Genomic DNA, 26,441 nt, shown 5'->3' with positions numbered 1-26,441 from the left:
ACCTCATTTCCGGTGAAATCACATCTGAAATTCGGTGACTGCGGCGGATGACCGCCCTCCATCGACTGATAAACCCGCTCGGAACGAGATCGGCGGCTCAGTCGGACAGCGCCACGATTCGGCCGTCTTCGGCGACCACGAGCATCTCCGCGCTCCCGTCTCCGGTCGCGTCTGCGAACAACGGCCCCGCGTACACGACGGCACGGCCGATGTCGCCGCGAGCGATCGCCTCGCCGTTCTGGTTCAGCGCGAGCACGCCGCCGTTCCGGTTCACCACGACTGGCCCCGGTAAACCGTCGCCGTCGACGTCGGCGACGCCGGGCGCGTTCACCCGTGTATCCCCACCGTACTGCTGTTTCCAGACGACCTCACCGTCGAGCAGGTCGACCGCCCAGACGCTCCCGCTCCCGGCGACGTGGACCCGGCCGGGGTCCGCGTCGCCGACGGTGACGGGCAGGTCCTGTAGTCCGACCTCGTAGCGGCTCCCGCCGTCGGCGACGTCGATCGTCTCCAAATTCCCGTTCGCGCCGCCGAGCGCGAGCACCGGGCCGCTCCGGGTGTCCGCCGCGCTCCAGCTCAGGGCCGTGACCGACGGGGTCGTCGTCCACCTGGCCTCACCGGTGGCGTCGAGCAGACTGATCGACTGCTCTCCGTCGACCGCGGTTACGACGGCGAGTCCGCGGGCGGTGTCGCCCTCGGGATCGCCGAAGTCGACGGCCAGCGGCCGGCGGTCCACAGGCGCATCGAGGTCGGTCTCGAACACCGTGTCGCCGGCGGCGTCGACGGCCCGAACTCGTCCGTCGGTCGTGACCGCCGCGGCCTCGGAATCGCCGTCGCCGTCGAGGTCGCCGATCGCCGGCGTGAGCCCGCCCGGTCCGTCGAGGTCGACGGCGAACCGCTCGGTGCCGTCGGCCGGGTCGAGAACGACGAGAGACCCGGATTCGGTCGTGAACGCGACGACCTCGTCACCGCCGAGCCGGCCGGAGACCAGCCCGCTCGTCACGGGGGGATCGGTGCCGTCGGCGTCGTCGGTGTCGCCAGCGCCGACGTTCCCCCCGCCGACGGTCGTCCTCCACTCCACGTCGCCGCCCACGGCGGTGGCGCGTATCGTTCGGTCCCCGTCTTCGACCGTCGGCTGGAGGACGAGCGGGTCGCCGTCCATGGTGGCGACGACCGCGCCGCTGCCGTCGTCGCCGGCGACGGGCTCGGACTCCCAGACGACCTCGGCGTCGATCGTTGCGTCGTCGACGCCGACGAACGCGAAGAGCGCGACGCCGACGCCGGTCGCGCCGCCGGCGAACAGGATCAGACTCGCGAACAGAACGCGACGGTCCATTACCGTTCGATTCGGTCGGCGGCGTGATACCCCTGTCGGATGCGGCGGGGCCGAACCACGGCGGGGTGGCGAGAACGGACTACAACAGCGTGGCGACGCGGTCCGCGTACGCCGGTCCAACTCGGTCCCGGAGGGAGTCGAGGTCGCGCTCACCGCCGACGTTCACGAGGTAGGCCGCCCCGTCGCGGTTCCCGTACACGCCGTGAAAGTCGTAGACGAAGCCGTACACGTCGGTGTTGGCGACCGTCTCGCTCTCGAGAGCGATCGCGACCTGCTCGTGGACGTTGTACTCGACGAGCCGGTTCCGGACGCTGACGGCGCCCTCGCCGCCGGTTTCATCGGAGTCGCCCCCGTCGGTTTCGTCGCCTTCGCGGAGCGCGTCGAGGCCGGCCTCGACGATCGGAACGAGGTCCTCCACGTCGGCCCTGACGCCGGGTTCCGCGGGGAGGTCGCCGGTCTGAACCGCGGAGAGAGCCGCGCCGACCGCGCCGCATCCGGTGTGCCCGACGACCGCGAGCGCCTCCGTACCGGTGTACGCGAGCGGGTACGCGACGCTGCCGTCGAGCACGCGCTCGCCGTCGACGCGGTCGCTCACGCGGTTCCCGATGTTGCCGGCGGTAAAGAGGAATCCCGGCCGATCGACCGCCCACATCCCTTCCTGGGACACGCGGGAGTCCGAACAGCAGACGGAGACGACCGGGGGACGCTGGCCGTCGCGTTGGTCCGCGAAGGCGTCCGCGTCGAGCGACGCGACGTGCGCGTCGTTGCGGTCGAGGAGCTCCGTCAGAAGGTCTCGGCTCATACCCGTCGACCCGCCCCCGTCAGTAAAAAGGGAACGGACGGGGCGAGAGTCTGGAACGGAGAGCGATCGATCGGTTCGAGGACGCTCAAGCCACTAGACCGACGATCTGCACGAGGAACCCGACGACGAAGACAGCGAGGAGGGCGATCGTCGCCACCACCACCGCGGGCGCGAGGATCTCGTCGTCCTGATCGAGCACGAGCGACTCCATGTCTTTCATGCGAGACCCGTCGTCGCGACGGGATTTGAACGCTTCGCTCGCCGGTCTCCGGGCTCGGTCGGAACGCCGAACGGGATCGAATCCGCGCCGCCACCGGGACCGAAAGAGGCTAGTCAACTACCCCACCCTACTTCGCTCACCCTGAGAGGTTCGCTCGTGGAGGGTGTCGCCAGAACTCGAAGAGTTCTGGCTGCTAACCAGAAGTCTGTGACTTCTGGTGATGGGGCTTGTCCATGAACTCGGCCTCGAACCCGTCCGGGTAGGCGGTGAATCCGCCACTCGGCGTCACCGTTCCAGACTTGAGGGCAAGCTGACTGTTGCCCGTCCGCCGAGACGACTGTTGGCCTCGACGGACGTACCGCATCCCGATGTTCTTCGCCGCATTGTAGTCCGCGTTCGCTTCTGACTCACACTTTACGCACCGGAAGTCGTTGCGAGTCGCGCGATTCTCCTCAGCTGTGAATCCACACTCGGCACACCGTTTCGACGTGTACGCCGACCCGACTTGCTTCACCGAGACGCCTTCCGCTTCGGCCTTGTACTCCACCTGCTCGTACAGCGTTCGGAACGCCCACTTGTGTCCCCACGACGCTCCCGTGCGGTCGCGGATACGTGTCAAGTCTTCGAACGCAATCACGTCGCACTCGTATCGGAGTGCTTCGTCTATGATGGCGTTCGACGCCCGGTGGAGTACGTCGCGGACGTAGCGAATCTCCCGACCACTTGACTGTTCGAGCGTTCGGTGGGCGCTTCGCGTTCCGGCCTGTTGGAGCCCGGCACGCACCTTCTCGAACTCGCGGAGATTATGGGTTAACTCCCGTCCGCTGAAGAAGTAGGATGTACTCGTGACGGCGAGATTTTCGATACCGAGGTCGACCCCGAGGACCGTTCCGTCCTCGGCGGTGTTCCGCTCGGTGTCGGTCTTATGTCGGCGGAAGCCGATGTGTAAAAAGTAGTCGCCCTCACGAGTGGTGAATGTACTTTCCGTGACGTTCCAGTTGTCGGAGTCGAGGTACTGCCGTTGGTAGCCATCCTCGGCTTCAGGGAGAGCAAGTTCACATCGGACGCGACTCTCCGTCGTGGAGAGCGACACTGTATCGTCATCGAACAGCGTCATCGTTCGAGTGTCGTACTTTACCGTGGGTGCGGTGAACGTGGGTTTGCTGACCTGCTTGCCGTTCGAGCGGCGTTCGAGACAGCCGGTGATGGCTTGTGCGGCTTGGTGGGTGGCGAGAATCGCGTGCTGACTCCCGAGGTCGGTTTCCTCGCGCACGTCGTCGTAGGCGAGGGGTTGTACGTCGCTCTTGGCGTTACACTTCCCCCACGCCATATCTGTGGCGAGTTGGCAACCACGCTTCCACTCGGAGATGGTTTCCTCAAGCAACTCGCGTTGCTCGCCATCTACCGAGAGGCGGGTGATTGCCGTCCGACGCACGTAGTCGTCTGCCACGTGTTCAATGTGTATAAGTGGCTATTTATAGGCTGGTGTTTGTGACAGATACGAACGCGCTCCTTCCCTCCCTACTCGCTCCCTTCAGCCGCTCCTTGAGGAAGGGGACTCCGCGCTATCGCTTCAGTTGAGGCCGCGTCAACTTCATGAGAACCGTGTCAACGATCCGCACGAGACACGCGCACACGCATCTCCCATCACTTATACGGGCGACCGTCATATTACCTGTATGAGCGAAGAATCCGGGCGTCGGAACCTCCGAATGCCCAACGACGACGAAGTGTTCGCCGTGGTGACGGAACACCTCGGCGGGAACCACGTGCGACTGCGCTGCGTCGACGGCGAGACGCGGATGGGCCGGATCCCCGGCCGCATGAAGTACCGGACCTGGATCAGCGAGGGCGACGTGGTCCTCGCGGAGCCGTGGGACTGGCAGGACGAGAAGGCGAACGTCGAGTGGCGGTACGACGACGACGACGCGGACCAGCTCCGGCGCGAAGGCCACATCCAGTAACGCCGCAATGCGGTGTCGACGGGACGTACCTTTTAAACCCGAGCGACGGCGCCGAGCGCTTAGCGGCTGAACTCGATCGCCGCGCCCTGACCGAAGCCAACGCAGAGCGTCGCGAGTCCGCGGTCGGCGTCGCGCTTCCGCATCTCGTGGATTAGCGTGACGGGGAGCCGCGCGCCGGAGGCGCCGAGCGGGTGGCCGATGGCGATGGCGCCGCCGTTGACGTTGTATCTCTCTTCGTCGATCCCGAGCTCGCGCCGCGAGTACTCGCACTGGGAGGCGAACGCCTCGTTGAGCTCCACGAGGTCGTAGTCGTCGATGGTCCGGCCGGCACGGTCGAGCAGGCCCCGCGTCGCGGGCACCGGGCCGATTCCCATCACTGTGGGGTCGACGCCGGCGACGTTGTTCGTGCCGACCTCCGCGAGCACGTCGAGACCGTGGTCCTCCGCGAACGCCTTGCTCGTGACGAGCGTCAGCGACGCGCCGTCGGAGATCTGCGAGGAGTTCCCCGCGGTCACCGTGCCGTCGCCCGTGAAGGCGGGCGAGAGGTCGGCGAGCTTCTCGGCGGTCGTGTCCGGACGGATCCCTTCATCTTCCTCGACGAGGCCGTCATCGGTCTCCACGGGGACGATCTCGTCGTCGAAGCGGCCCGACTCGGTCGCCTCGGCGGCGCGCTGGTGGCTCCGCGCGGCGTACTCGTCCTGCGCCTCCCGGCTCACCTCGTACTCCTCGGCGACCTTCTCGGCCGTCATCCCCATCTGGAGCTGGAAGACGTTGTACGTCTCCGAGAGCTCCGGGTGGAGGTGCTGGTAGGAGTCGCCGTCCATCGGGACGCGGCTCATGTTCTCGACGCCGCCGGCGATGACGCAGTCGCGGTTTCCGGCCGCGATCGCGTCCGCCGCCGAGATGATCGCCTGCATCGAGGAGGCGCACCAGCGGTTGATCGAGGTGGCCGGCACCGACTCGCCGAGCTCCGAGAGCAGCGCGATGACCCGCGCGACGTTGTTGTCCTGTTCCGTGCGCTGCTGGGCGACCCCCCACATCAGATCGTCGACGTGGTCGCTCGTCAGTCCCGTCTCCGCGAGCGTGTGGTCGATGAGGCGCGTCGAGAGGTCCTCGCTGCGGACGTCCGCGTAGACGCCCCCGTCGCGTCCCTGCGGGGTTCGGTAGGCGGCGGCGATAACCGGCGTGGTCTCGTCTGTCATGAACGATCACTGGCCGGTGAGGGACTTAAAACGGCGTGGAACCCGAGGGAATCCGACCGCAGTTTACCGTTTACTCCGTCAGGAGACTCTCGCCGGTCATCTCGGCGGGGCGATCGACGCCGATGAGGTCCACGAGCGTCGGAGCGATGTCGCAGAGGGAGCCGTTCTCGCGGACCTCGCGTCCCCCGTCGTCGCCGTCGGGGGTCAGGTAGACGAACGGGACCGGGTTGAACGTGTGGGCGGTGTGGGGGTCTTCGGGGGTTCCCATGTCGTCGGCGTTGCCGTGGTCGGCCGTCACGACCGCGTGGCCGCCCGCGTCGGCGATCGCGTCGAGGAGTCGGTCGAGCTGGGCGTCGACCGCCTCGACCGCCGCGACCGCGGCGTCGAAGTCGCCGGTGTGGCCAACCATGTCGGGGTTCGCGTAGTTCAACACCAGCAGGTCGGGGTCGTCGGCCTCGATGATCCCGACCGCCTCGTCTGTCACTGCGGGGGCCGACATCTCCGGCTGGAGGTCGTAGGTCGGGACGTCCGGGCTCTCGACGATCTCGCGCCGCTCGCCGGGGAACTCCACCTCGCGGCCGCCGTTGAGGAAGTACGTCACGTGCGGGTACTTCTCCGACTCGGCGATCCGGAGCTGGGTCAGGCCGGCGTCGGAGACGACCTCGCCGATCGTGTTCTCGGGTATCTGTGGCGGGAACGCGACCGGAAACGCGAACGTCTCGTCGTACTCGGTCATCGTCGTCATCCGGACGTCGGGCTGGTCCAGATCGAACGCCCAGTCGGGGCGGGTGTCGGTGAGCATCCGGACCAGCTGTCGGGCGCGGTCTGCGCGAAAGTTGAAGAAGACGACCGCGTCGCCGTCATCGATCGCCGGCCGGTCGTCGACGAGCGTCGGCTCGATGAACTCGTCGGTCTCGCCGCGGGCGTGCGCCTCGGTCGCGGCCTCGACCGCCGTCTCGGCCGCGTGCGGGGCCTCGCGCTCGACGATGGCGTCGTACGCCTTCTTCGTCCGTGCCCAGTTCTCGTCGCGGTCCATCGCGTGGTAGCGGCCCGTCACGGTCGCGACGTGGCCCGTCCCGCGCTCGTCGGCCTTCGCGGTCACGTCCGCGAGGAACCGGTCGGCGATCTCCGGGGCGGTGTCGCGGCCGTCGGTGAACGCGTGGCTCGTCGCCGGCACCCCGGCGTCGGCGGCGGCGTCGATCAGCGCGAGCAGGTGCTCCACGTCCGAGTGGACCCCGCCGTCGGAGACGAGCCCCATGAAGTGGACCCGCCCGCCGGTCGAGTCGGCGTGGGCCAGCGCGTCCGCGATGGCGTCGTTGTCGGACAGCGATCCCTCGGCGAGCGCGTCGGAAATGCGGGTGTACGCCTGTTTGACGACCCGGCCCGCGCCGATGTTCAGGTGGCCGACCTCGGAGTTCCCCATCTGGCCCTCCGGGAGTCCCACACGTCGTCCGTGGACGACGAGCCGACCATCTGCGCCGCGATCGGTCGCGGCGTCGAACGCCGGCGTGTCGGCCGCCGCGACCGCGTCGCGGCCTGCCGGTCGGCCCGAGGGGTCGACCGTCTCGCCGCCCTCACCGTCGTCCGCTCCGCCGCCGAGACCCCATCCGTCGAGGATGATGAGCGCTGTTCGCATACGTTCACCTGCCTGCGGCGGCATAATTACCCTTCGCTCCGGTCCGAAAGCGTCGACCAGCCGACCGAGCCGATCGACCGCTGTGGCGGTTCGATCGCGGGACGTATCCCGGCAAAGACTCGGTGATACCGGAGCGGTTATGTGTCGATATTGAGACGCTCGCATACCGAATGGAGGACGAGGAACGTCGCTTCGCGTTCGTGATCAGCGGGGCTCACGGGATGGATCACTTCCTGAAGCGATCGTTCCCTCCGCTGATACCCGTCTGGGCGGCCGCGTTCGGGTTTCCGCTGTGGCAACTAGGGGTGTTGCTCGGCGCTCAGACGTTCGGTTCCGCCGTCGGACAGGCGCCGATGGGACACCTCTCGGATCGGTACGATCGTCGGCTCATGCTTCCGGCGGGGGTCGCTCTGATGGGAGCGAGCTTCGCCGTCTTCCCCGCACTCCCGATGCTACACGTCCTCGAGTTCGAGACTTCGATTGCGGGAACGGCGCTGAACGGCCAGTTCTTCGGCATGTTGGCCGTGATGCTCGTCGTCGGACTCGGATCGAGCACGCTCCATCCGATCGGGTACCCGCTCATCAGCCAGAACGTGCCCGAACAGCGCAAAGGGACGGTTCTCGGGATGTGGGGATCCGCCCGGTCGTTCGGGGAGGGGATCTCACCCGCGCTCGTCGGCGTCGGGCTGCTCCTCACGGGATGGGAGGCGATCCTCGTCGTCTTCGGAATCGTCGGCCTGCTGTACGCCGCGTACCTCTTCGTCACGCTCGGCGCGTTCGAGACGCGACCCCCGAGGTCATCGCCTCCGGAGCCGTCGACCGGAGCGGAACCCGCCGGTCGGTCCCCGCTCCGGGACGCAGACCGTCGGCTGTTCCTGTACCCAATCCTGGCCGTCTTCGTCGCTCTCGTCATCCAGCTCGTGGCGACGGCCGGGACGACCGTGTTCCTCCCGGAGTTCATCACTAGCGAGTACGGCTACTCCTTTTCGGTCAGCGGGTTCGCCGTGACACCGGAATCGACGGCGAGTTTCTACTACTCGATGTTGTTGTTGACCGCTGGTGTCGTCCAGATCGGGACGGGGAGACTCATCGATCGGTACGACCCGCGGCACGTGCTGCTCGGGTTCCTCGCCGTCGGATCGTCCACGTTGGCCGTTCTCTCCGAGGCGGTCCTTTCGCCTCCCGTTCTGTTTCTCGTTCTCGTCGTCTTGGGCGGCAGTCTCTGGGGCTTCAACCCGGCGCGAGACGCGATCGTTTCGGACATCGCGCCGGCCGAGAGCGAAGGTCGCACGTTCGGATACCTCTGGACCGGGGCGCTCGTCCTCTCCTCGGCGTCGCCCGCCGTCGTCGGCTGGATCGGGGATGCGGCGGGACTGCGTCGCGCGTTTCTGTTGATCTCGGGGCTGGTCGTCCTCTCGGCGATCCCCATCGCGCTGCTGCTGTCGGACGAGATCTACGTCGAGTCCGGGGGAACCGGAGGAGCCGACGCCGAGTGACGTCCTCGGTCGGTCTCGCCGGTCTGGAACCCGAGCATGCGAGCGCACCGGCTGGGACGAGACGGACCTATCCAACCGACGGACGTGGAAAACGGTGCTCGCCGAGGAAGTCAGCCTTTTCACGCTCCGACGCTAACCATACGTTAATGGACTCCGCGGTACTGCTCGATCTCCTCGGCAACGAGAACCGGCGGCGGATCCTCCGGCTGCTCGCCACCAAGCCCTGCTACGTCACGGAGATCTCGGAGTACCTCGACGTGAGCCCGAAGGCGGTCATCGACCACCTGCGAAAGTTGGAGGAGGCCGGTCTCATCGAGTCGACCACCGACGATCAGCGCCGCAAGTACTTCCGCATCGCGCGGAGCCTCCGACTGGAGGTGAGCGTCTCTCCGTACGGCTTCGGCGCGAAGAGCGCGTACCCCGCGAAGAACAGCTTCGACATGGCGTCGCGCTGTCAACACCTCTCGATAGAGGCCCCCGACGGCTCCGGGTCGTCGAGCGACCTGGCCGAGCTCGCCGGCGAGTACGGTCGACTCCAAGCCCTCGATCAGGAGCTCTCGCTGGCCCAGCGGTGGGTGCAGGGTCGCGTGGACGACACGCTGTCGGAGATCGACGAGCGGCTCGGAACCGAGTCGGACAGCCGCTTTTTCGCGGCGGTCCTCGCCGCGCTGGTCGAGACCGACGGCACCCCCGCGGCGGTCGCCGAGGAGGTCGGCGCCCGCGAGGAGACGGTCGCGGGCGCCCTCCGGCGGCTCGCCGACGTCGGGGTCGTCGCCCGCGACGGCTCCGCAGACGTGGACCGCTACCGGATCCGGTAGGATCGGACGCCCGAATCGCCGCGGGGGACCGATCCCCGCACGCCCGGCCGCTTCCGGAACCTTTTGGCGCGTTCCCGGAAGAAGTCGTTCGTGAGCCGAACACGGAACCTCGCGTTGTTTCTCGTCCTCGCGGCGGTGTGGGGGTCAGCGTTCATGGCGATCAAAGCCGGGCTGGCGTACTTCCCTCCCGTACTGTTCGCCGCGCTCAGGTACGACGTCGCCGGCGTCGTCATGCTCGCGTACGCGGCGTACGTCGTCGACGACCCGATCCCGCGGGGACGCGACGAGTGGGCCGTCGTCGCCGTCGGCGCGACGCTGGTCATCGCCGCCTACCACGCGTTCCTCTTCATCGGCGAGAGCGACCCGGCCGTGACGAGCGCCGTCGCGGCCGTCATCGTCAGCCTCTCGCCCGTCCTGACGACCGTCTTCGCGCGCGCCTTCCTCCCCTCGGAGCGGCTGACGGTCGTCGGCGTTATCGGCCTCGTCGTCGGCCTCGTCGGGGCGGTCGTGCTGGCCGCGCCGGACCCGAGCAACCTCGCCGGCGGCGGGACGGTCCCGAAGCTGCTCGTGCTGCTTGCGGCCGCGTCGTTCGCGCTCGGTTCGGTGCTGATGCGGGCGTCCGACGACGACCTCCCGATCGAGACGATGGAGGCGTGGTCGATGCTCCTCGGTGCCGCGCTGATGCACCTGCTGTCGCTCGGGCTGGGCGAGTCGGTCGCCGACGTGGCGTGGACTACCGAGGCGCTCCTCGCGCTCGGGTACCTCTCGGTCGTCGCCAGCGGGCTCGGCTTCCTCATCTACTTCGACCTCCTCGACCGGCTCGGGCCGATCGAGATCAACCTCGTCTCGTACGTGGCGCCGGTGTTCGCCGCGGTCTCCGGGTGGCTGTTCCTGCGGGAGGCGATCACCCCCAACACCGTCGCCGGCTTCCTGATCATCTGCACCGGCTTCGCGCTGGTGAAGCGGGCGGCGTTCAGGGACGCGCTCCGCGAGTACGGCGTCGTCAGCTGACGGTACACTAGACACGTCAACACGCAGCATGTCCGGCGTGGTTTTTAGACAGATCCGCGAGACGAGCGGGTATGTTCCCCGAGACGGTCGAGACCGACCGACTACGATTAGAACCCCGGTGGCCCGAGCGCGTCGACCTCGACGAGTGCTACCGGATCTGCTCGTCTGACCCAGGGATCGACGAGGTGACCGAGTACGTGACGTGGGACCCCCACGAGACGAAGAAGGAGACGCTCGAATTCCTCGAACGCGGCCGCGAGCGGTGGGAGGACGACGAGGCGGCGGACTACGTCATCCGGCCCCGCGAAGGCGAGGACGGTGCCGGTGAGATCGCCGGCTTCGGCGGCTTCACGGTCGACTGGGAGAAACGGACCGCCGTTCTGGGCACCTGGCTCCGCAAGCGGTTCTGGGGCCGCGGCTACTCCGGCGAGCGCGCCGCGGCGCTCGTCGAAGTCGCCTTCGGGGACCTCGATCTCGACCTGATCGCCGTCAGCCACCTTCCCGAGAACGAGCAGTCGCAGCGGGCGATCGAGAAGTACGTGGACCGGTTCGGCGGCCGCCGTGAGGGGCTGTTGCGGAATCAGATCACCTTCATGGACGGCAGCGTCCACGACGAGATCCGGTACTCGATCTCGCAGGAGGAGTGGCGCGAGGCGACCAAGTAGACGGAAAGCGGCGGAGCGCGGAGGACCGCGCCGACGAGGGATCCGAACCCGTTCGGCGCCGTCCGAACCGACCCAACAAACACTTATGACCGCCGAAACGACTCCGGGCACATGTCTGTCCCCGATCAATCGAACCGAATGAGCGGAATCACCGGCGGCGCGGCGGCCGGCGCCGTCGCGTACGTCCTCGGCTATCTGGTCGTATACGTGACGCAGGGCGACCGGATCGAGGAGGGCCTCTCCGGAATCAACTTCTTCGCCGACCTGTTCGGCGGTGACCCGATCTCCACGTGGCAGGCCGCGGGCTGGATGTTCTACAACGCCCACTTCGTCGACATCAACGCTCCCTCCCTGATCGGCGGCGCGCAGTCGGCGAACCTCCTCTCGCAGGGTGAGGGCGGGTCGCTGCTGTTCGTCCTCCCGCCGCTCCTGCTCCTCGTCGCCGGCGTCGTCGCCGGTCGGGCCGCCAGCGCGTCGGACCCGGTCGACGGGGCGCAGGCCGGCGCGTTCGTCCTCGTCGGGTACCTCCCGCTCGCGGTGATCGGGGCGTTCCTGTTCCGGTACTCCGTCGGCGACGGAACCGTGGCGCCCGACATCGTCACCGCCGTGCTGCTCGCCGGCGCCGTCTACCCGGCCGTCTTCGGCGCGATCGGGGGGGCCGCCTCGTCGCTGCTGAGTGACTGAGCCTGAAAACCGGTCTCCCGCTTTCTCGGTCTCGTCTCGACCACGTCTTGACGACGTTCCGTCCTTCGCACCCTCGCCCGCCCGGAACGGTCAGTACTCCGCGTCCTCGGGGTCGAATCGGTCGCCGTACTCCCTCGCGGGATCGACCGGGCGTCCCTCGTCCGTCTCGGGCGCGACGTAGTCGATGAACGCCTCGACGTCCGGCTCCCGGACGCGGACCTCGACGTCGATCTCGCCGAGCTCGTCCGGCTCGCCGACCGCGAAGTTGACGACGCCCTCGAACGCGGCCTGCTTCTTGAGGGAGAAGTCGAACCCCTCGTCGGTGCTGTTCTGCAGGAACACCCGCCGAGCGGTGTCGAGGATCTCCTGTTCGTGGAGCACGTCCGAGAAGGCGTCGAGGGTGTGGGCCTCGGCGACGAGCATCCCGTCCTCGTGGACCGGCTCCGCGTCCGGGAACACGTTCCGAACCGCGTCGGCGACCCGGTCGGTCACCTCCGTGTCGCGGACGGGGGCCTCGATCCGCACGTCGACGCTGTAGATCACGAGCCCTCACCCCCGGCGTTGGGGGTCGCGCGATCGACATCGGGATCGGTTTCAGAGTCGTCATCGAGGTCCGAGTCGGCGTCGACGTCCTCGCTCCCGCCCGCCTCGGCGTTTCGGACGCCGAGCGCCTCCCGGACGCGGCGCCGAAACGCCGCCAGCGTCCCGGTGTTGTCGATCTCGACGTCGGCCCGTTCGAGGGTTTCACCGAGCCCGAGTTCGATCTCGCGGGCGTCGCGCTCGCGGAGGGCCTCCAGGTCGGAATCGGAGTCGTCGCGGCCGCGCTCGTCGAGCCGCTCGGCGCGGAGCTCGAAGGGAGCGCGGACCGCCACAAGCGTGAAGTCGTCGCCGAACGCCTTCCGGAAGCACTCCAGTTCGACGGTCGAGCGGAGCCCGTCGACGAGGACGGTGTCACCCTCGCTGTCGGCCGCCGCCTCCCGGATCCGCGGGAGCGTCCGGGCGGCGATCGCGTCGTCGCCCTCCTCTTCGCGGAGGGTACCGGCCATTCGCCCGTGGTGTTCGGCCGGGTCAAGCCCGCGTCGGCGGCACTCCGCCCGGATCACGTCGCCCATGACGACGACAGGGATCCCCGCCTCCTCGGCCACGTTCGCCGCCTCCCCCTTCCCGCTGCCGGGGAGACCGACGGTTCCGATGACGTTCATTGACGGCGAGTAGTCCCGTGTCGGACTTAGGTCTGCTGTTGGGACGTGGCGCCGTCGACGTCGGCGCGAACCGTCGGCGTTTTTGTCGCTGAGTGAGAGAACTCCGAGTGAGGGCACATAGCTCAGCCCGGATAGAGCGTCGGACTTCTAATCCGACGGTCGTGGGTTCGAATCCCACTGTGCCCGTACGCGAACCGTCGTTTTAGACGTTCTCGTTGAAAGAAGGTCTAAGAACGTCTCTCGCGTCAAATCACGGAGTTCTATAGAAACTACTGACGGTCTCAGTTCGGATTTCAACGAGCCGTCGAACGGCCCGCCGAGATTATAAATGCCTCCTCAGTCCGCCACGCTCGGCGTCCCGAGGTACTCCTCGTTGATCTCGTACTCGCCGTCGTCGTTCTCGATCAGGTACTCGCCGTAGTAGGGCACCCGGTTCGCCACCACTTCCTCGAACGTCTCGGCGATCTCGTCGCGCGTCATCTCGCCCATCGACCGGAGGTCGTCGTTGCGGTTGAGACATCCCTTTAAATACCCCTCGTGGGTGACGCGGACGCGGCCGCAGTTGGCACAGAAGTCCTCGTTCTCGACGGGATCGACGATTTCGACCATGCCGCCCGTGTCGTCGTCGCCGTCCTCGCCCACGAAGTACCGCTTCCGGTCGTGCATCTCGCGGCGCTCGACGCGGTCGGCCTTCTCGGCGAGCCAGTCGTGGACGCGCCCGATGTCGACGTTCCACTCCGGCTTCCCGGTCAGCTCCGGCATGTACTGGATGAGCTGGAGCTGGAGCCCCTCGTTGTCGGCGACGTGCTCGACCATCTCCTCGACGTAGCCCGCGGTGTGCGTGAACACGACCATGTTGAGCTTCACGGGGTCGAGCCCGGCGTCGACGGCCGCCTTCACCCCCTCGAGCACGCGCTCGTACGCGCCGGACTTGGTCACCTCCGCGAAGTCGTCCGGGTCGAGCGCGTCCTGCGAGACGTTCACGCGGTCGAGTCCGGCCGCCTTCAGGTCCTCGGCGCGCCCGGGGAGGAAGGTCCCGTTCGTCGTCAGCGACACCTCCATCGAGTCGGGCGTGCGCTCGACGATCTCCGCTAAGTCCTGCCGGAGCATGGGCTCACCCCCGGTGAACTTCACCGAGTCGACGCCGTACCCCTCGACGACCTCTAGGAAGCGCACCACGTCGTCGGCGGTCATCTCGTCGTCGCTCGGCTCCATCGGCCCTCGCGTGTCGCCTAACCCCTCGTTGTGACAGTAGACGCAGTCGAAGTTACAGCGGTCGGTGAGCGAGATCCGAACCCCCGTCACCTCCCGTCCGAAGTCGTCCGCGAGTGGACCGGCCATGTCCGATCGGAACCGCCGCGTTTGCTTAAATATCTGGGTCGATCGCGGATGTGCGTAACTGAGAACGGTTACATTTCGTGGGCCGCGTCAACCGTGTCGATCTCGTCGGTCACGTCGGACTCGGTCGGCCACTCCTCCCCGACGTACGCCATCTCCCAGAATGCGAGTTCGAGACGAGCGCTCGTGAGGAACGCCTCGCGCATCGCGTCCCGATGGCCGGGGTACGCCGCCGCGTAGTCGTCGAGGAGGTCGCGCATCGACGCGGCGTCCGCGCGGAACGCCTCGCTCGTGTACGTGTCGATGAACGGGGTGTACCGGTGCTTCTCGTCCGCGAGCTCCGCCATGTGGTCCGCCACGTCGAGGTACCCCCGCATGCAGGGATAAAGCGCCGCGACCGCGACCGAGACGGGGCGCTCGTGCGCCGTGCGAACGAGGAAGCTCGTGTACGCCTCGCAGGTCGGGCGTTTCCGCACGGCGGCCAGCTCCGCCGGCGCGACGTCGTACTCGCCGGCGAACGACCGGTGGAGGTCGAGCTCCTCGTTCAACACGGCGTCGGCGCCGCCGAGGAGCGACGCCATCGCCGCCTCGTCTCGCGCCTTCGCGCCCGCGACGGCGTACGTGCGGGCGTAGTCGAAGAGGTACCGGTAGTCCTGTTCGAGCCACCGCCGAAACGCCGCCTCGTCGAGGTCGCCGGCGGCCAACTCGCGGACGAACGGGTGCTCGTACTGGGCCGCCCAGATCTCCGCCCCCGCCGTCAGAAGGTCGTCGCTGAACGCCATAGGCGAGCCCTCGACACGGCGGAGTATAAGTCTGTGGTATTACTGATTAATTACTGTCAGCGATCGCGATTCGGAGCCCGTCGCTGGCGACTTCGACGTCGCCGTCGAACCCCGCGTCTCGGACGCTCTGTGCCATCTCTCGCTCGCGGCCGCCGGTGTGCGGGTAGAGGTGCGAGAGCAGCAGCGTGTCGACCTCGACGCCCGCGAGCGACTCGCCGAGCTCCGCGGGGTTCGGGTGGTTCGACACGTCGGTCCCGTCCGGGAACGAGCAGTCGTGGACCAGCAGGTCGCTCCCGTCGGCGAACGACGCCATGCCCGCAAACGCCTCCGTGTCTCCCGAGAGCGTGAGCGGCCCGTCCGCGGGGTTGAGGTCGCTGCTCGGCGGCGAGAACCGGTAGGCGAACCCCTCCATCGAGTGGCGCGTCTCGCGGGCGGTCACGTCGAACCCGGCGGCGGCGAAGGGCCGCGCCGCCGACACCTCGCGGACCGCCAGATCGATCCGCCCGTCGAGGTACTCGTGCACGTCGAGCAGCCCGTCGAGAAGCGACTTGGTCCCCGCGGGGCCGACGACCTCCAAGTGCTCCTCGCCGGCGAGCCACCGGGCCTTTATCAGGGGAAGCAGCGCCGAGACGTGGTCGAGGTGGTGGTGCGTTAAGAGGACGGTCGAGACCCCCTCGTAGCCGGTCTCGGTGCCGGCGAGCCGCTGGAGGACGCCGCTGCCGCAGTCGACGAGCAGGGATCGGTGGCCGTCGTCGAGGAGGTAGCCGGCCTGCACGCGGTCCGGGACCGGCATCGCGCTGCCGGACCCGAGGACGGTGAGTTCCATGCTCGTGTGTCCGTGCGCCCACCCACCTAACTCGGTCGGACGGAGCGCCCCCGAGACGAACCGCTCGATGGTGGTTGCCGAACCGCCGAACGCCTACTTGATCAGGAACACCGGGACGTTCGCGTCGTCGGCAACCCGGTCCGAGACGCTTCCGAGCGACCGGATCCGCTCGCGGGGCGACTTCCCCTCGGGGCTCATCACGATCACGTCGATCCCGTACTCGTCGGCGTAGTCGACGATCTCGGTGTCCGGCGTCCCTTCCACGACGTGAGTCTCGACGTCGACGCCCGCCTCTTCGGCGCGGTCGGCGACCGTACCGACCGCCGCCTCGCCCTGCGATTCGAGGTCGGCGACGACCTCGTCGTGGAGCTCTCCGGAGCTCGCGGTGGCGATACGTCGGTCGACGACGTACAGCGCGTGAATCGTCGCGTCGTGGTCGCTCGCCAGCCGGATCGCGTGATCGAGCGCGCGGTCGACCGCCTCGCTCCCGTCGGTCGGCACCAGTAGATCGTCGTACATGGCCGATCGTTCGATCCGGTGTTAAATAACGGTACGGCCTCTCGGTCGCTCGGTGGGAACGCGGGACGCCGGTTCGTCGCTCCCGCTCCCCGTCCGAGGCGTGCCAACCGCTCCCTCGCAAGCGAACGGTTTTTGCGTCGACCGACTGGAGGGGACGTATGGACGAGGACACCCCCCGGACGGACGGCGGGACCGAGCGCGCGGAACCGGCCGAGGACGTCGCGCTCGACCCGTGGGGGTCGGCGTCGGTCGGCGACTACGCGGACCTGTTCGAGGAGTTCGGCATCGAGGCGTTCGACGACGTCGCCGACGACGTGACGGACCCGCACTACCTGATGCGCCGCGGCGTCATCTTCGGGCACCGCGAGTACGACGCGGTCGCCGAGGCGATGGCCAACGACGAGCCGTTCGCCGCGCTCTCCGGGTTCATGCCCACCGGCGACCCGCACATCGGCCACAAGCTCGTGTTCGACGAGATCATCTGGCACCAGCGGCAGGGCGGCGACGCGTTCGGGCTGATCGCCGACCTGGAGGCCCACTCCGCCCGGGGAATGTCGTGGGACGAGATCGACGAGCACGCGCGCAACTACCTCCTGAGCCTGCTCGCGCTCGGCTTCGACGCCGAGGAGGGAGAACTGTACCGCCAGTCCGACAACCGCGAGGTGCAGGACCTGGGGTTCGAGCTGGGGTCGAAGGCGAACTTCTCGGAGTTCGAGGCGATCTACGGCTTCGACGGCGAGACCAACATCTCGCACATGCAGAGCGTGATCACCCAGACCGCGGACATCCTCTACCCGCAGCTCGTCGACGAGCCGAAGCCCACCGTGATCCCGGTCGGCCCCGATCAGGACCCCCACGTCCGACTCACGCGCGACCTGGCGACCCGTGTGCGCTACTTCAAGGTGACCGAGGCGTTCGCCTCCTTCGAACTCGACGACGACGAGCGCCAACTCGTCCGGGCGGCCTACGACGCGCTCGCGGCGGGAAGCGCGGGGGACGACGCCGAGATCGACGACGCCGAGACAGACGTGCGCTGCGAGGACGCCGCCGAGTGGCTCGCCGACTACGAGCCGCCCGAGTCGGTCTCCGAGGCGAAATCCGGCGCCCTCGACAAGCTCCGCTCGGGCGGGAAGGAGCCGCTCCGCCCCCGCGTGCGCTTCTTCGACCGCAACGCCACCGAGGAGGCGTTCGAGGCGCTGATCGAGGCGGTCGACGGCGAGAAGCGCGTGTTCGAGGGCCACGTCGACGCCTTCGAGCTCACCCGCGGCGAGGCCGAGTCGGTCGCGCGCGAGGTCGAGATCGACCACGACGGGTTCGGCTTCCGGCAGCCCTCCTCGATCTACCACCGCTTCATGACCGGGCTCACCGGCGGGAAGATGTCCTCGTCGGTCCCCGCGAGCCACATCTCCCTGCTCGACGACCCCGAGGACGGCTACGACAAGGTCCGGGCGGCGACCACCGGCGGGCGCGACACCGCCGAGGAGCAGCGCGAACTCGGTGGCGAGGCCGACGAGTGCCCCGTCTACGAGCTGTACGCCTACCTGCTCGCGGGCGACGACGACGAGCTGACCAAGACCGTCTACTCCGAGTGCGTCAACGGCGAGCGGCTCTGTGGCGGCTGCAAGGAGCAGGCCGCCGAGCTGATGCGCGAGTTCCTCGAAGACCACCAAGAGAAGCGCGAGGAGGCCGAGGAACTCCTCGACGACCTCGACATCGACCTCGACTCCGACCGGCGGGGGACGGGCGGCGAGCACTGAGGCCGGTCGCGTCCTCGCGGACGACCGCTTCAGTGTCGTTTTGGCTGTGTTGCGATCCCGCTCATCAGTCACGGCACAACATGCCACAGCCGGTCGCTGAAGGATACTCCTTGATCGAGTACGAGAGTGGGTATTGCAGATCACCGGTCGCGGTTCAGCATTTAAATAGGCGTGAGCGACGGCGACGATAGCTTATAAATGACGAGTGCGGTGGCGCGCCTGCGAGCGGCCGCCATCGGCGGCCGCGAGCTAGCCCGCGAGGGACGCCGCGAGCAGAGAGGGACCGGAGGCCCCTCATGCAGCCAGCGCGCAGCGCCGGCGACGAAGCGAGCGGCGAGGTTGGGGAGGTGTGAGGTGCTGTGCGGTGCGGCAGGGTGGGACTCAAAGGGGCGGCCGCGAGGACGAAGCTCGGCGATGCAAGGACCGCAGGAACGAGCGCAGCGAGTGACGAGGACCGCAGCGAGCCGCGCGAGTCCTCGCGGCCGGGGCTTTGGAGGTCGTCACCACAGCGTCAAATACTTATAAACCACCAACAGCAACACCCCGATCCGACTTATAAATGACCACACCACCACACTGAGAGACGTACTCCCGCACTCGATCACGAAGCAGTCTTCAACGACCAGCCGTTTCGAACGAAACTGCGTCTGACGGACGGCATCACGACGGAGACTTTTGAACAATTCTCCGGGAGAGCATCTCGTAACGGCACGCGGGGGACGGGATTCGAACCACAGTCGGACGTGCTCGCTTCGCTGCGCGCGACCTCCTTGATTCGAATCCCTTCCTAGTCGGACACCTGCGGCTCGCGGATTGCTCGCCGCAGGAGTGCGGGGGAAGGGATTCGAACCCTCGAACCTCTACAGGAGCGGATCTTAAGTCCGCCGCTTTTGGCCAGGCTCAGCCACCCCCGCGCGGGTTCGGATTCCGGCGGCGGGGTCAAACCCCTTTCGGATGGCGCGGCGGCGCACGGGAGGACCGGAGCGCACACGCGCCCCGACTCCCCTACCAGTCCACCGAGAGCGTCCCGTCGCCGTGCGGGTTCGGCGCGATCTCCTCGTCGGTGCGGCGGTCGACGACGTGGATGACGCCCTGTTCCTTCTTCGCGGGACACACCTCGGCGGCCCGAACGTTCTCCTCCAGGTCGTCCTCACCGATGTAGTACGAGCGCGGCTTCGCCATCCCGCTCTGCACGTCCATCACCCAGTTGTCGCCGACCTCGGCGCACTTGCCCGCCCCGAAGCACTTGTTCGCCTCGAAGACGATCTTGTACGGCTTCTCCTCGATCGGGGGTCCCTCGCCGCCGATGTCGCTCGCGCGTAGCACCTCGTCGTCGGCGTCCGCCTCGTCGCTCATACCCGTGATCGGCGCCGGCCGGACTTTCGTCTGTCGGTCGGTTTCATCGTCAGGGGCTCCCGCGGAGCGCTCACCGATGCGCGTCGAGCCCGTCCTCCGGCGCCTCGACGATCTCGTAGCTCCCCTCCGTCCAGCCGTCCTCGACGAAGACGAACACGCGGCCGCCGGCGACCTCGGGGTCGGCGATCACCTCGTTGCGTTGGCCCTCTCGGCCGACGATCACACCGGGGAACACCTCGTCGCGCTCGCCGTCCTCGACGATGACGCGGCCGACGCCGGAGTCCTCCAGGATCTCGTCGTCGGTGTTGTAGTCGTTGACGTACGTCATCACGCCCTCGGTCTCGGTCGGGTCGGTAACGAGCACGTGCGTCTCCTTGCCCGGACCGGCCGTCACCGACCCGTCGACGGCGTCGGGGACGCCGCGGTAGAGGGTGGTCCGCCCGTCGAGGTACTCGACGACGACGCCCTCCTCGCGGAGGTCGATCCCGATCGACGTGGGGGGAACGTCGCTGCGTGAAGGTGCTGACATACGCACCGTTCGGTGCGCGCGACTCAAAAGGGGCGCGCTCGGCGGTCGCGTGTCGCTCCTTCAGAAGCGAGAATCGGGGATGGCACATTTAAGACCCCTCCGCCGGGAGGATATCCCATGCAACGGACGCGACGGGGCCTGTTGGGCGTCGGCGCCGCCGCGGTCGCCGGGATCTCCGGGTGTCTCGGCGTCGAAGGGGTCGAGTACCCCGACGCGGCCGCGGAGGATTCACCGAACGCGAGCGACGGTGCCGACGGCGATGACGACGAGGGCAGCGGCGATGGCGGCGAGAGTGACGGGCCCGACGACGACCCCGAATCGGTCGCGAACGAGGCGCTCGCGACGGCGACGCGGAACGTCGTCGACGACGCGGTGTGGTTCGCGACCGAGTACCGGACGGCGACCGAGACCTATCGGAACGCGATCCAGGAGGTCGTCGCCGAGATCGATGACGTTCGGGAGGCGGCCGACGCGAACGACGCGGTGGCCGTCGAGATGGCCGACCGGCTCGACGCCGCCGGCCGCGCGGCCGCCGACACCGCCGCCGACGCGCTGGAGCCGCATTTCCACCCCCGCTCCCGGATCGTCTCGCGCACCGACCGCCACGTCGAGGTGCTCCGGGAGTTCGCCCCCCGAGACGACGTCGACCGCGTCTTAGAGGAGCTCTCGCGGATGCGACGCGGCTTCGCCGCCGTCGGCACCGCCACCTACGTCGACGAGGCGTTCTCGCGAGAGCCGATCCACAACCGGCTCCTGAACCGCCTGCTGTTCCCTCTCCCCGACGATCCCGCCGAGCGCCGGCGAGTCCGCGGCGAGGCGTTCGTGGAGATCGGGCTCGCGAGTCGCGGGTTCTCGGCGTTCGCGCACGAGCCGTACGACGACGACGAGCACGACCGGGGCCGAATTCCGCGGATCTACGGGAACCCGTTCGAGGCGGCCCGCCGAGAGGAGTTGCGCGCGCGCCTCGGACCGATACCGCGCTCCGAAGACCGGACCGAGGAGCTGTTCGTCGCCTTCGCGACCCGCCCCGTCGCCGGCAACCGACCGAGTCGGACGTTCGAGGGATGGGCGCACGAGCTCGACGGCGTCCCCCTGTACGTCCAGCGGTACCCGGACGCGTCGACGGCGAGCGACCGGCTCGACGGAGCGCTCGCCGCCGCCTCGACCGAGGGACGAGCGCCGATCGACCCCGACGCGACCGCGGCCGGCTCCGACTTCTCCGGGAACGCGACGGCGGAGGAGAACGGAACTAACGGGGACAGCGAGGCCCCGACGTATCAGGGGCCGACCCGCTGGCACCGCCTCTACCACCACGAGGCCGAGGGCGAGCGGTACGGGTTCGACGAGCACGCCGGCGTCCAGTACGGCTACGTCGTGCAGGCCGGCGAGTTCGTGCTCGCGGCCGGGTTCTCCGGCGACGCGTGGGAGGAGCGCACCGGCTGGCAGGGCCAGCTGACGAACGGGTGGGCGGTGGTCTGATGAACGGGAACGGAGTCGGTCTCACGGCGGCGGTGTTCGCGGTCGTCGGCACCGGCGTCGGCCTCGTCGCCGCCGCGACCACCGGGTGGGCGGAGGCCGTACTCGCCACGGCGGCCACCGGCGAGACCGCGCGGTTCGCACCGGTGTTCGTCGCGCAGTCGTACCTCGCGGTCACCGCCGCCGCCTTGGTCCTCGCGCCCCTGCTCGCGGGCGTGCTCGGCGTCCTCGTCGGGTCGCGGGCGTACGGCGCGCGGGAGGCGGCCGCGACCTGCGGGCTCGGGGGCGGGCTCGGCGCGCTGGCGTACGGGCTGGTCGTCGTCGTCCTCGTCGTCGCGTCGCAGGGCGAAGCGGCGACGCAGGCTCACGGAATCGCCGACGCGTTCGGATCGATACTCACGACGGCGATCGTCTCCACCGTCGTCGGCGCGGTGGCCGGCGTGCTCGGATCGGTGACGGGGTGACCATGTCGGCCCGAACGCTCACCCGTCGCGATCGCGGGACGCCTCGGCGCCCACTTTTAGGACGCTCGACGACGTGGAGGGGATCATGACGCCCTCGCTCCGCCGTCGACGCCTGCTAGCCGCCGCGGTCCCCGGGCTGCTCGCCGGCTGCCTCGTGGAGTCGAGCGAGGACGCCAACGGCTCCGGAGACGGGACGGGGACCTCCGCGGGCGAGGCTGGAAGCGAGGCCGAAGGCGGCACCGGGAGCGAGGCCGAAGGCGGCACCGGGAGCGAGGCCGACCGCGAATCCCTCTCCGAGGGCGAGGGACCCGAGAGCGACGAGTCCGACGCCGAACAGGCCGACGACGAGGATCCCCCGGAAGAGACCGGTCCCGACGGCTCCGGTCTCGTGGTCACGAACGTCGACGTGCTGGGCGTGACCGACGGCGGGTACGAGACGACCGTCCGTGCGCGGCTCACCGTGGAGAACGCCGGACAGTTCACCTACGGAACGGTCCTCTTTCGCCTCGACGCGTACGCGAGCCGTCCGAACTCCATCGAGCGCGAGGCGGTGGGCTTCGCGGAGCACCGCGAGGAGTACTCGTCGGGCGACCGGTTCGCCGACGGCACTCGGCGGTTCACGGTCGAGATCGCCTTCCGGAGCCGGGAGACCCGAGCGCGGGCCGACCCGGACTGGTACGAGATCGAGGTCGCGGTTCGGCGCGCGGAGCCGGTCTGAGAGAGGGAGAGGACGTTCCTGAGGGAGAGGACGTTCCGAGCCCGCACTGTAACGCCCCCGATCGCCCCGAGAGACTCGCCGTGATCGCTACCTCTTTGTCCGCGCTCGCGAGCCGTGAGTGCATGGAGGGACGGGCAGCGGCGCTCGGCGCCGGCACCGTGTTGAACGCGCTCGCGACGGGTACCGGCGCGGCCTTCGGGATCGACGTCGAGACGCGCGCGAGCGTCGCACTCGACTCGAACGCCGACGAGGTACGCGGGACCATCGCCGAGGACTCGGAGGCCGACACCGCCCTGATCGAGCGCTGCGTCGCGGTCGCGACCGAGCGCTGGGGCGACGGCGAGGGCGGCACCGTCCGGACCGACAGCGACGTACCCCTCGCGGCGGGCCTCAAAAGCTCCAGCGCGGCCGCCAACGCGACCGTGCTCGCGACCTGCGACGCTCTCGGGCTGTCGGTCGGAGACGACGACTCCGACCCGTCCGTCGACGTCACCCGGATCGACGCCTGCCGACTCGGCGTCCGGGCGGCGCGCGAAGCGGGCGTCACGGTCACGGGCGCGTTCGACGACGCCGCCGCCTCGATGCTCGGTGGCGTCACCGTCACCGACAACGGCGCCGACGAGTTGCGGTCGCACGAGACCGTCGACTGGAACGTCCTCGTGTGGACGCCCCCCGAACGCGCCTACAGCGCGGACGCGGACGTGGCCCGCTGCGAGGCCGTCGCGCCGATGGCGGATCTCGTCGCCGACCTCGCGCTCGACGGCCGGTACGCCGAGGCGATGACCGTCAACGGACTCGCGTTCTCCGCCGCGCTCGGCTTCGACGCCGATCCCGCGGTCGAGGCGATGCCCCACGCGACCGGGGTGTCGCTGTCGGGGACCGGTCCGAGCGTCGTCGCCGTCGCGGACACCGACGACTCCGAGACCGACCTCGACGCGGTCGCCGACGCGTGGGGCGATCGCCCCGGAACGCTGCGACGAACGACCACCAGAAACGACGGCGCGGCCGTCGAATGACCACACCACCGACCCCACTACCAATGAGTGACACACCGAACACGGAGGACCGAAGCCTCGACGAACTGCGACGCGAGATCGAGGACATCGACCGCGAGATCGTGGAACTGATCGCCCGCCGGACCTACGTCGCCGACACCGTCGCGGCCGTGAAAGACGAGCGCGACCTCCCGACGACCGACGAGGGACAGGAGGAGCGCGTGATGGAGCGCGCCGGCGAGAACGCCGAGCGGTTCGACGTCGACGCCAACCTCGTGAAGGCGATCTTCCGCCTGCTGATCGAGTTGAACAAGGTCGAACAAAGAGAGAGCCGGTAGCTCAGTCGAGGCCGAGACTCAGTTTTACCGCCTCGTCGACTTCGGTCATCGTGGGTCCGTCGAGTGAATCGACGAACGGTACGGACCCACCGCTGATATGTGTTACCCACTATTACGGGTGTATTATGGATTTCAGCTACCTGAACACGATCGAACAGCGGGAGAGTCGCGAGTGCGGATTCATCGCGGATGCGTGTCATCGGTCACTGACGACTGCACCTCGGTAGGGCGATTCACGCGGTCGATCTCCTACTCTCGATCGTCTCTCGGCGGCCGTTTGGATAACCGATCAAATCGGTCTTGAGCGGCCTCAGAACGGGTCGTGGTGCGTTCCGGGTCGTAGATCGCGGTCGCGATCGATCCGTTCTCGATCTGTACTTGCAAGATCGCATCTGCATGCCGCCCCTTATCCGGTAGTCGGTCGACATCGAGGGCAGCGTTGCCTACTTCAGCACCGTCACGCTCAAAGAAGAGGGTCGCGAGTCCGTCTTCGACCGTGTCCACGACCGCCGTGTACTCACCGTCGGCAAGATCGATATCAGTCATTCGTACGACTCCTCTAGCACGCGGTCCCCGGTAGCGTTTGCGACGATCACGGTGTCGCCGTCGTTGTTCCAGACCGGCGAGCCGGCGCCCCAGTAGAGCTCGCCTTCCGTGTCGGTCCCGCTCCCCGTTCTGAGTGTCAGCGTCTCGCCGGGGGCGAGCGTCGCGCCGTCCGGAACCACGTAGCGCTTCCCGGCCTCGTCTTCGACGGTCCACCCCGACAGATCGAGCGTCTCCGTGCCCGTGTTCTCGAAGACGACGTACTCGTCGTTGAGGTTCTCTCGGTCGTCATCGGCGGCGTCCGCGTTGATCGTCGCGATCGCGAGCGTGCCGTTCGAGTTGGGGGCCGTCTCGGTATCGCTGCTGCCAGAGTCGTCTGTACCGTCGCCGCCGTCGGTAACGGCGACGGCTCCACCACTGCCAATCTGGGCTCGTTCCGCGACGTCGCCAGCCGTCCCGGGTTCGACCGGGTTCCCCTCACGGAGCGACCGCGGATCCGTCGGCGCGTCCCGCTGCGTTCGTACCGAGACGTTCGTGCCGTCGCTGACGAAGACGATATCACCGTGCGTCGCCGTCCAATACGTCGGCACCGACCGGTCAGCGAAACGCCGGAGGACCTCGTCGTGTGGATGTCCGTACTGCGAGTCGTGGGCGCTCGAGACGACCGCGACCTGCGGGTCGACCGCATCGATAAACGCGCCGCTCGAGGAGCTGCTCGATCCGTGGTGACCCGCTTTCAGCACCGTCGATCGGAGTTCATCGCCGTACGCGTCGACGAGATACGCCTCTTGGTCGCTTTCGGCGTCCCCGGACAGCATGAAGCTCGTCTCGCCGTGCGTGAGTTTGAGAACGATGCTGTTCTCGTTGCGGTCTTCATTTTCGAGATACGGCTCGGGGGGACCGAGCACGTCGACGGTAGCCTCACCGAAGGAAATGGTGTCGCCCTCACGCGTCTCGTACAGCGTCACGTCGTGTTCCTCGACGGCGTCGAGATACTCGTCGTACGTCAGCGTGTTCGCCGCGATTCCCGGATCGTAGACGGCGCCGATCCCGTCGGCCTCCGTCTCGTAGTAGTCGATGATCGCCGCGTTCCCACCGATGTGATCCGCGTCGTTGTGCGAGGTCACGAGGTGGTCGATCCGCTCGACGTCGTGTCGTCGGAGGTACTCGAGCACGTGCTCCCCGTCGTCGTCGTAGTGGCCCGTGTCGACGAGCATCGTCTCGCCGTCCGGTTCGATGACGAGCGTACTCACGGATTGTCCGACGTTGATATAGTGAACTTCGAGAGAGCCGTTTGTCGGTTCGATATCCGCCCCGCTATCGGGTGTTGCACCGGTGGATTCCGGATCACTGAGTGCGCCCGCGCAGCCGGCGAGAACGACGACGGCGACGAGAAGAAAGACACGGGCGAGCTCCCGAGAGAACATCATTGTCTCTACTGAGCGATGTTGACTTGTAAAGTTGATCTAACGTTATATATGGGTGTCACATAGGGAAGCGATACAAGTTGGAGACACTCAACCGCGGCACTCTCTACTAGTACGCGTCACACTGGGTGTGGGATAGTTCCGGTCGGGACCGGCCGCGCGTCTGAGGAGCTGAACGCCGCCGGTCACGACGTCTCCATCGTCGATTCCATCGGCAACGTCCAGTCCATCGTCGTCGAGGACGACGGCGGCTACGTCGGTGTCGCCGACACCCGCAGGGAGGGTTCGGCCGAGTCGTCGTCGTGACGGGCTCGGCCCCTCGATATTGAACGCACGC

28 protein-coding genes and 2 tRNA genes are annotated in these 26,441 nt (G+C 68.0%); 13 read left to right on the top strand and 17 right to left on the bottom strand.

Features of this window, described 5'->3' with window-relative positions; translation table 11 throughout:
- Window positions 1-97: 97 nt before the first annotated feature.
- The 4 genes from FGL94_RS07975 to FGL94_RS07965 all read right to left on the bottom strand — a co-directional run bounded on the left by FGL94_RS07975 (window position 98) and on the right by FGL94_RS07965 (window position 3,808).
- Window positions 98-1,336: an outer membrane protein assembly factor BamB family protein gene (locus FGL94_RS07975; RefSeq protein WP_144923138.1), complete on the bottom strand. Its 1,239-nt coding sequence runs from the start codon at window positions 1,334-1,336 to the stop codon at window positions 98-100.
- Between the two features lie 79 nt (window positions 1,337-1,415).
- Window positions 1,416-2,138, bottom strand: a complete 723-nt coding sequence (locus FGL94_RS07970) for a carbonic anhydrase (protein ID WP_144923134.1) — start codon at window positions 2,136-2,138, stop codon at window positions 1,416-1,418.
- Window positions 2,139-2,223: 85 nt separating this feature from the next.
- Window positions 2,224-2,358 (bottom strand): hypothetical protein, encoded by a 135-nt coding sequence (locus FGL94_RS18785; protein ID WP_277752611.1) that lies wholly within the window; start codon window positions 2,356-2,358, stop codon window positions 2,224-2,226.
- Window positions 2,359-2,551: 193 nt separating this feature from the next.
- Complete coding sequence (locus FGL94_RS07965; RefSeq protein ID WP_144923131.1) at window positions 2,552-3,808, bottom strand: RNA-guided endonuclease InsQ/TnpB family protein; 1,257 nt, start codon at window positions 3,806-3,808, stop codon at window positions 2,552-2,554.
- Window positions 3,809-4,037: 229 nt separating this feature from the next.
- Between FGL94_RS07965 and eif1A the strand changes: the two genes are divergently transcribed.
- Complete coding sequence (eif1A, locus tag FGL94_RS07960; protein WP_004046489.1) at window positions 4,038-4,322, top strand: translation initiation factor eIF-1A; 285 nt, start codon at window positions 4,038-4,040, stop codon at window positions 4,320-4,322.
- 59 nt (window positions 4,323-4,381) lie between these two features.
- Here the strand turns inward: eif1A and FGL94_RS07955 are convergent, their stop codons facing one another.
- Entirely contained in the window at window positions 4,382-5,524 is a 1,143-nt protein-coding gene (locus FGL94_RS07955) for a thiolase family protein (protein ID WP_144923128.1), read from the bottom strand.
- 70 nt (window positions 5,525-5,594) lie between these two features.
- A complete protein-coding gene (gene gpmI, locus FGL94_RS07950) occupies window positions 5,595-7,160 on the bottom strand; it encodes a 2,3-bisphosphoglycerate-independent phosphoglycerate mutase (RefSeq protein WP_144923125.1) in 1,566 nt (521 codons plus the stop codon).
- Window positions 7,161-7,330: 170 nt separating this feature from the next.
- Between gpmI and FGL94_RS07945 the strand changes: the two genes are divergently transcribed.
- The 5 genes from FGL94_RS07945 (at window position 7,331) to FGL94_RS07925 (ending at window position 11,834) form a co-directional block, all read left to right on the top strand.
- Complete coding sequence (locus FGL94_RS07945) at window positions 7,331-8,656, top strand: MFS transporter (RefSeq protein ID WP_144923123.1); 1,326 nt, start codon at window positions 7,331-7,333, stop codon at window positions 8,654-8,656.
- 146 nt (window positions 8,657-8,802) lie between these two features.
- Window positions 8,803-9,474 (top strand): ArsR/SmtB family transcription factor, encoded by a 672-nt coding sequence (locus tag FGL94_RS07940; RefSeq protein WP_144923120.1) that lies wholly within the window; start codon window positions 8,803-8,805, stop codon window positions 9,472-9,474.
- A gap of 90 nt (window positions 9,475-9,564) precedes the next feature.
- Window positions 9,565-10,485: a DMT family transporter gene (locus tag FGL94_RS07935; RefSeq protein ID WP_144923117.1), complete on the top strand. Its 921-nt coding sequence runs from the start codon at window positions 9,565-9,567 to the stop codon at window positions 10,483-10,485.
- A gap of 71 nt (window positions 10,486-10,556) precedes the next feature.
- Window positions 10,557-11,150 (top strand): GNAT family N-acetyltransferase, encoded by a 594-nt coding sequence (locus FGL94_RS07930; RefSeq protein ID WP_144923113.1) that lies wholly within the window; start codon window positions 10,557-10,559, stop codon window positions 11,148-11,150.
- Between the two features lie 111 nt (window positions 11,151-11,261).
- On the top strand, window positions 11,262-11,834 hold the full coding sequence (locus FGL94_RS07925; protein WP_144923110.1) for a transporter: 573 nt from the start codon (window positions 11,262-11,264) through the stop codon (window positions 11,832-11,834).
- Window positions 11,835-11,924: 90 nt separating this feature from the next.
- Here the strand turns inward: FGL94_RS07925 and FGL94_RS07920 are convergent, their stop codons facing one another.
- Together FGL94_RS07920 and FGL94_RS07915 are read right to left on the bottom strand one after the other, a co-directional pair.
- On the bottom strand, window positions 11,925-12,377 hold the full coding sequence (locus tag FGL94_RS07920) for an RNA-binding domain-containing protein (RefSeq protein ID WP_144923107.1): 453 nt from the start codon (window positions 12,375-12,377) through the stop codon (window positions 11,925-11,927).
- Window positions 12,374-13,036, bottom strand: coding sequence for an AAA family ATPase (locus tag FGL94_RS07915; RefSeq protein WP_144923104.1), 663 nt, complete (start codon window positions 13,034-13,036; stop codon window positions 12,374-12,376). Before FGL94_RS07915 ends, FGL94_RS07920 begins: the two co-directional genes overlap by 4 nt.
- 111 nt (window positions 13,037-13,147) lie before the next feature.
- On the opposite strand from FGL94_RS07915, the gene FGL94_RS07910 reads away from it, so the two are divergent.
- Window positions 13,148-13,222: transfer RNA gene (locus tag FGL94_RS07910), tRNA-Arg, on the top strand.
- 150 nt (window positions 13,223-13,372) lie between these two features.
- Here FGL94_RS07910 and moaA read toward each other — a convergent pair.
- The 4 genes from moaA to FGL94_RS07890 all read right to left on the bottom strand — a co-directional run bounded on the left by moaA (window position 13,373) and on the right by FGL94_RS07890 (window position 16,501).
- Window positions 13,373-14,377, bottom strand: a complete 1,005-nt coding sequence (moaA, locus tag FGL94_RS07905) for a GTP 3',8-cyclase MoaA (RefSeq protein WP_144923101.1) — start codon at window positions 14,375-14,377, stop codon at window positions 13,373-13,375.
- A 68-nt stretch (window positions 14,378-14,445) separates the two neighbouring features.
- Complete coding sequence (gene tenA, locus FGL94_RS07900; protein ID WP_144923098.1) at window positions 14,446-15,156, bottom strand: thiaminase II; 711 nt, start codon at window positions 15,154-15,156, stop codon at window positions 14,446-14,448.
- 46 nt (window positions 15,157-15,202) lie between these two features.
- Window positions 15,203-15,982, bottom strand: a complete 780-nt coding sequence (locus FGL94_RS07895) for an MBL fold metallo-hydrolase (RefSeq protein WP_144923095.1) — start codon at window positions 15,980-15,982, stop codon at window positions 15,203-15,205.
- 93 nt (window positions 15,983-16,075) lie between these two features.
- Window positions 16,076-16,501 carry a universal stress protein gene (locus FGL94_RS07890; RefSeq protein WP_144923092.1) on the bottom strand — a complete coding sequence of 142 codons (426 nt, stop codon included), beginning with the start codon at window positions 16,499-16,501 and terminating at the stop codon, window positions 16,076-16,078.
- A 158-nt stretch (window positions 16,502-16,659) separates the two neighbouring features.
- Between FGL94_RS07890 and FGL94_RS07885 the strand changes: the two genes are divergently transcribed.
- Window positions 16,660-18,258 carry a tryptophan--tRNA ligase gene (locus FGL94_RS07885; RefSeq protein ID WP_144923089.1) on the top strand — a complete coding sequence of 533 codons (1,599 nt, stop codon included), beginning with the start codon at window positions 16,660-16,662 and terminating at the stop codon, window positions 18,256-18,258.
- An 829-nt stretch (window positions 18,259-19,087) separates the two neighbouring features.
- Here FGL94_RS07885 and FGL94_RS07875 read toward each other — a convergent pair.
- The 3 genes from FGL94_RS07875 to FGL94_RS07865 all read right to left on the bottom strand — a co-directional run bounded on the left by FGL94_RS07875 (window position 19,088) and on the right by FGL94_RS07865 (window position 20,143).
- Window positions 19,088-19,172 (bottom strand) — tRNA-Leu (locus tag FGL94_RS07875).
- 91 nt (window positions 19,173-19,263) lie between these two features.
- On the bottom strand, window positions 19,264-19,614 hold the full coding sequence (locus tag FGL94_RS07870; protein WP_144923084.1) for a ferredoxin: 351 nt from the start codon (window positions 19,612-19,614) through the stop codon (window positions 19,264-19,266).
- Window positions 19,615-19,684: 70 nt separating this feature from the next.
- Window positions 19,685-20,143: a DUF5796 family protein gene (locus FGL94_RS07865; protein ID WP_144923081.1), complete on the bottom strand. Its 459-nt coding sequence runs from the start codon at window positions 20,141-20,143 to the stop codon at window positions 19,685-19,687.
- 117 nt (window positions 20,144-20,260) lie between these two features.
- Between FGL94_RS07865 and FGL94_RS07860 the strand changes: the two genes are divergently transcribed.
- The 5 genes from FGL94_RS07860 (at window position 20,261) to FGL94_RS07840 (ending at window position 24,134) form a co-directional block, all read left to right on the top strand.
- Entirely contained in the window at window positions 20,261-21,622 is a 1,362-nt protein-coding gene (locus tag FGL94_RS07860; RefSeq protein ID WP_144923079.1) for a hypothetical protein, read from the top strand.
- On the top strand, window positions 21,622-22,083 hold the full coding sequence (locus FGL94_RS07855) for a hypothetical protein (protein ID WP_144923076.1): 462 nt from the start codon (window positions 21,622-21,624) through the stop codon (window positions 22,081-22,083). Before FGL94_RS07860 ends, FGL94_RS07855 begins: the two co-directional genes overlap by 1 nt.
- 85 nt (window positions 22,084-22,168) lie before the next feature.
- On the top strand, window positions 22,169-22,801 hold the full coding sequence (locus tag FGL94_RS07850) for a hypothetical protein (protein WP_144923073.1): 633 nt from the start codon (window positions 22,169-22,171) through the stop codon (window positions 22,799-22,801).
- 122 nt (window positions 22,802-22,923) lie between these two features.
- Entirely contained in the window at window positions 22,924-23,817 is an 894-nt protein-coding gene (locus tag FGL94_RS07845; protein WP_144923070.1) for a shikimate kinase, read from the top strand.
- 23 nt (window positions 23,818-23,840) lie between these two features.
- The gene (locus FGL94_RS07840; RefSeq protein WP_017344192.1) at window positions 23,841-24,134 is read left to right on the top strand and encodes a chorismate mutase; all 294 of its coding nucleotides are present in this window, start codon (window positions 23,841-23,843) and stop codon (window positions 24,132-24,134) included.
- A 249-nt stretch (window positions 24,135-24,383) separates the two neighbouring features.
- Here FGL94_RS07840 and FGL94_RS07835 read toward each other — a convergent pair whose 3' ends face one another.
- Window positions 24,384-24,680, bottom strand: coding sequence for a DUF3006 family protein (locus tag FGL94_RS07835; RefSeq protein ID WP_144923067.1), 297 nt, complete (start codon window positions 24,678-24,680; stop codon window positions 24,384-24,386).
- Window positions 24,677-26,107 (bottom strand): lamin tail domain-containing protein, encoded by a 1,431-nt coding sequence (locus FGL94_RS07830; RefSeq protein ID WP_144923064.1) that lies wholly within the window; start codon window positions 26,105-26,107, stop codon window positions 24,677-24,679. Before FGL94_RS07830 ends, FGL94_RS07835 begins: the two co-directional genes overlap by 4 nt.
- Between the last annotated feature and the right edge of the window lie 334 nt (window positions 26,108-26,441).

This window comes from Halorubrum salsamenti, assembly GCF_007671685.1.
GTDB lineage: Archaea > Halobacteriota > Halobacteria > Halobacteriales > Haloferacaceae > Halorubrum > Halorubrum salsamenti.
This window is presented reverse-complemented; position numbering and strand designations above follow the sequence as displayed.

Bases quoted from the DNA above. Each gene is read 5' to 3' on its own strand.
- FGL94_RS07975 (WP_144923138.1), bottom strand. From the start codon at position 1,336: ATGGACCGTCGCGTTCTGTTCGCGAGTCTGATCCTGTTCGCCGGCGGC.
- FGL94_RS07970 (WP_144923134.1), bottom strand. From the start codon at position 2,138: ATGAGCCGAGACCTTCTGACGGAGCTCCTCGACCGCAACGACGCGCAC.
- FGL94_RS18785 (WP_277752611.1), bottom strand. From the start codon at position 2,358: ATGAAAGACATGGAGTCGCTCGTGCTCGATCAGGACGACGAGATCCTC.
- eif1A (WP_004046489.1), top strand. From the start codon at position 4,038: ATGAGCGAAGAATCCGGGCGTCGGAACCTCCGAATGCCCAACGACGAC.
- FGL94_RS07955 (WP_144923128.1), bottom strand. From the start codon at position 5,524: ATGACAGACGAGACCACGCCGGTTATCGCCGCCGCCTACCGAACCCCG.
- gpmI (WP_144923125.1), bottom strand. From the start codon at position 7,160: ATGCGAACAGCGCTCATCATCCTCGACGGATGGGGTCTCGGCGGCGGA.
- FGL94_RS07945 (WP_144923123.1), top strand. From the start codon at position 7,331: ATGGAGGACGAGGAACGTCGCTTCGCGTTCGTGATCAGCGGGGCTCAC.
- FGL94_RS07940 (WP_144923120.1), top strand. From the start codon at position 8,803: ATGGACTCCGCGGTACTGCTCGATCTCCTCGGCAACGAGAACCGGCGG.
- FGL94_RS07930 (WP_144923113.1), top strand. From the start codon at position 10,557: ATGTTCCCCGAGACGGTCGAGACCGACCGACTACGATTAGAACCCCGG.
- FGL94_RS07925 (WP_144923110.1), top strand. From the start codon at position 11,262: ATGTCTGTCCCCGATCAATCGAACCGAATGAGCGGAATCACCGGCGGC.
- FGL94_RS07915 (WP_144923104.1), bottom strand. From the start codon at position 13,036: ATGAACGTCATCGGAACCGTCGGTCTCCCCGGCAGCGGGAAGGGGGAG.
- moaA (WP_144923101.1), bottom strand. From the start codon at position 14,377: ATGGCCGGTCCACTCGCGGACGACTTCGGACGGGAGGTGACGGGGGTT.
- tenA (WP_144923098.1), bottom strand. From the start codon at position 15,156: ATGGCGTTCAGCGACGACCTTCTGACGGCGGGGGCGGAGATCTGGGCG.
- FGL94_RS07895 (WP_144923095.1), bottom strand. From the start codon at position 15,982: ATGGAACTCACCGTCCTCGGGTCCGGCAGCGCGATGCCGGTCCCGGAC.
- FGL94_RS07890 (WP_144923092.1), bottom strand. From the start codon at position 16,501: ATGTACGACGATCTACTGGTGCCGACCGACGGGAGCGAGGCGGTCGAC.
- FGL94_RS07885 (WP_144923089.1), top strand. From the start codon at position 16,660: ATGGACGAGGACACCCCCCGGACGGACGGCGGGACCGAGCGCGCGGAA.
- FGL94_RS07870 (WP_144923084.1), bottom strand. From the start codon at position 19,614: ATGAGCGACGAGGCGGACGCCGACGACGAGGTGCTACGCGCGAGCGAC.
- FGL94_RS07865 (WP_144923081.1), bottom strand. From the start codon at position 20,143: ATGTCAGCACCTTCACGCAGCGACGTTCCCCCCACGTCGATCGGGATC.
- FGL94_RS07860 (WP_144923079.1), top strand. From the start codon at position 20,261: ATGCAACGGACGCGACGGGGCCTGTTGGGCGTCGGCGCCGCCGCGGTC.
- FGL94_RS07855 (WP_144923076.1), top strand. From the start codon at position 21,622: ATGAACGGGAACGGAGTCGGTCTCACGGCGGCGGTGTTCGCGGTCGTC.
- FGL94_RS07850 (WP_144923073.1), top strand. From the start codon at position 22,169: ATGACGCCCTCGCTCCGCCGTCGACGCCTGCTAGCCGCCGCGGTCCCC.
- FGL94_RS07845 (WP_144923070.1), top strand. From the start codon at position 22,924: ATGGAGGGACGGGCAGCGGCGCTCGGCGCCGGCACCGTGTTGAACGCG.
- FGL94_RS07840 (WP_017344192.1), top strand. From the start codon at position 23,841: ATGAGTGACACACCGAACACGGAGGACCGAAGCCTCGACGAACTGCGA.
- FGL94_RS07835 (WP_144923067.1), bottom strand. From the start codon at position 24,680: ATGACTGATATCGATCTTGCCGACGGTGAGTACACGGCGGTCGTGGAC.
- FGL94_RS07830 (WP_144923064.1), bottom strand. From the start codon at position 26,107: ATGATGTTCTCTCGGGAGCTCGCCCGTGTCTTTCTTCTCGTCGCCGTC.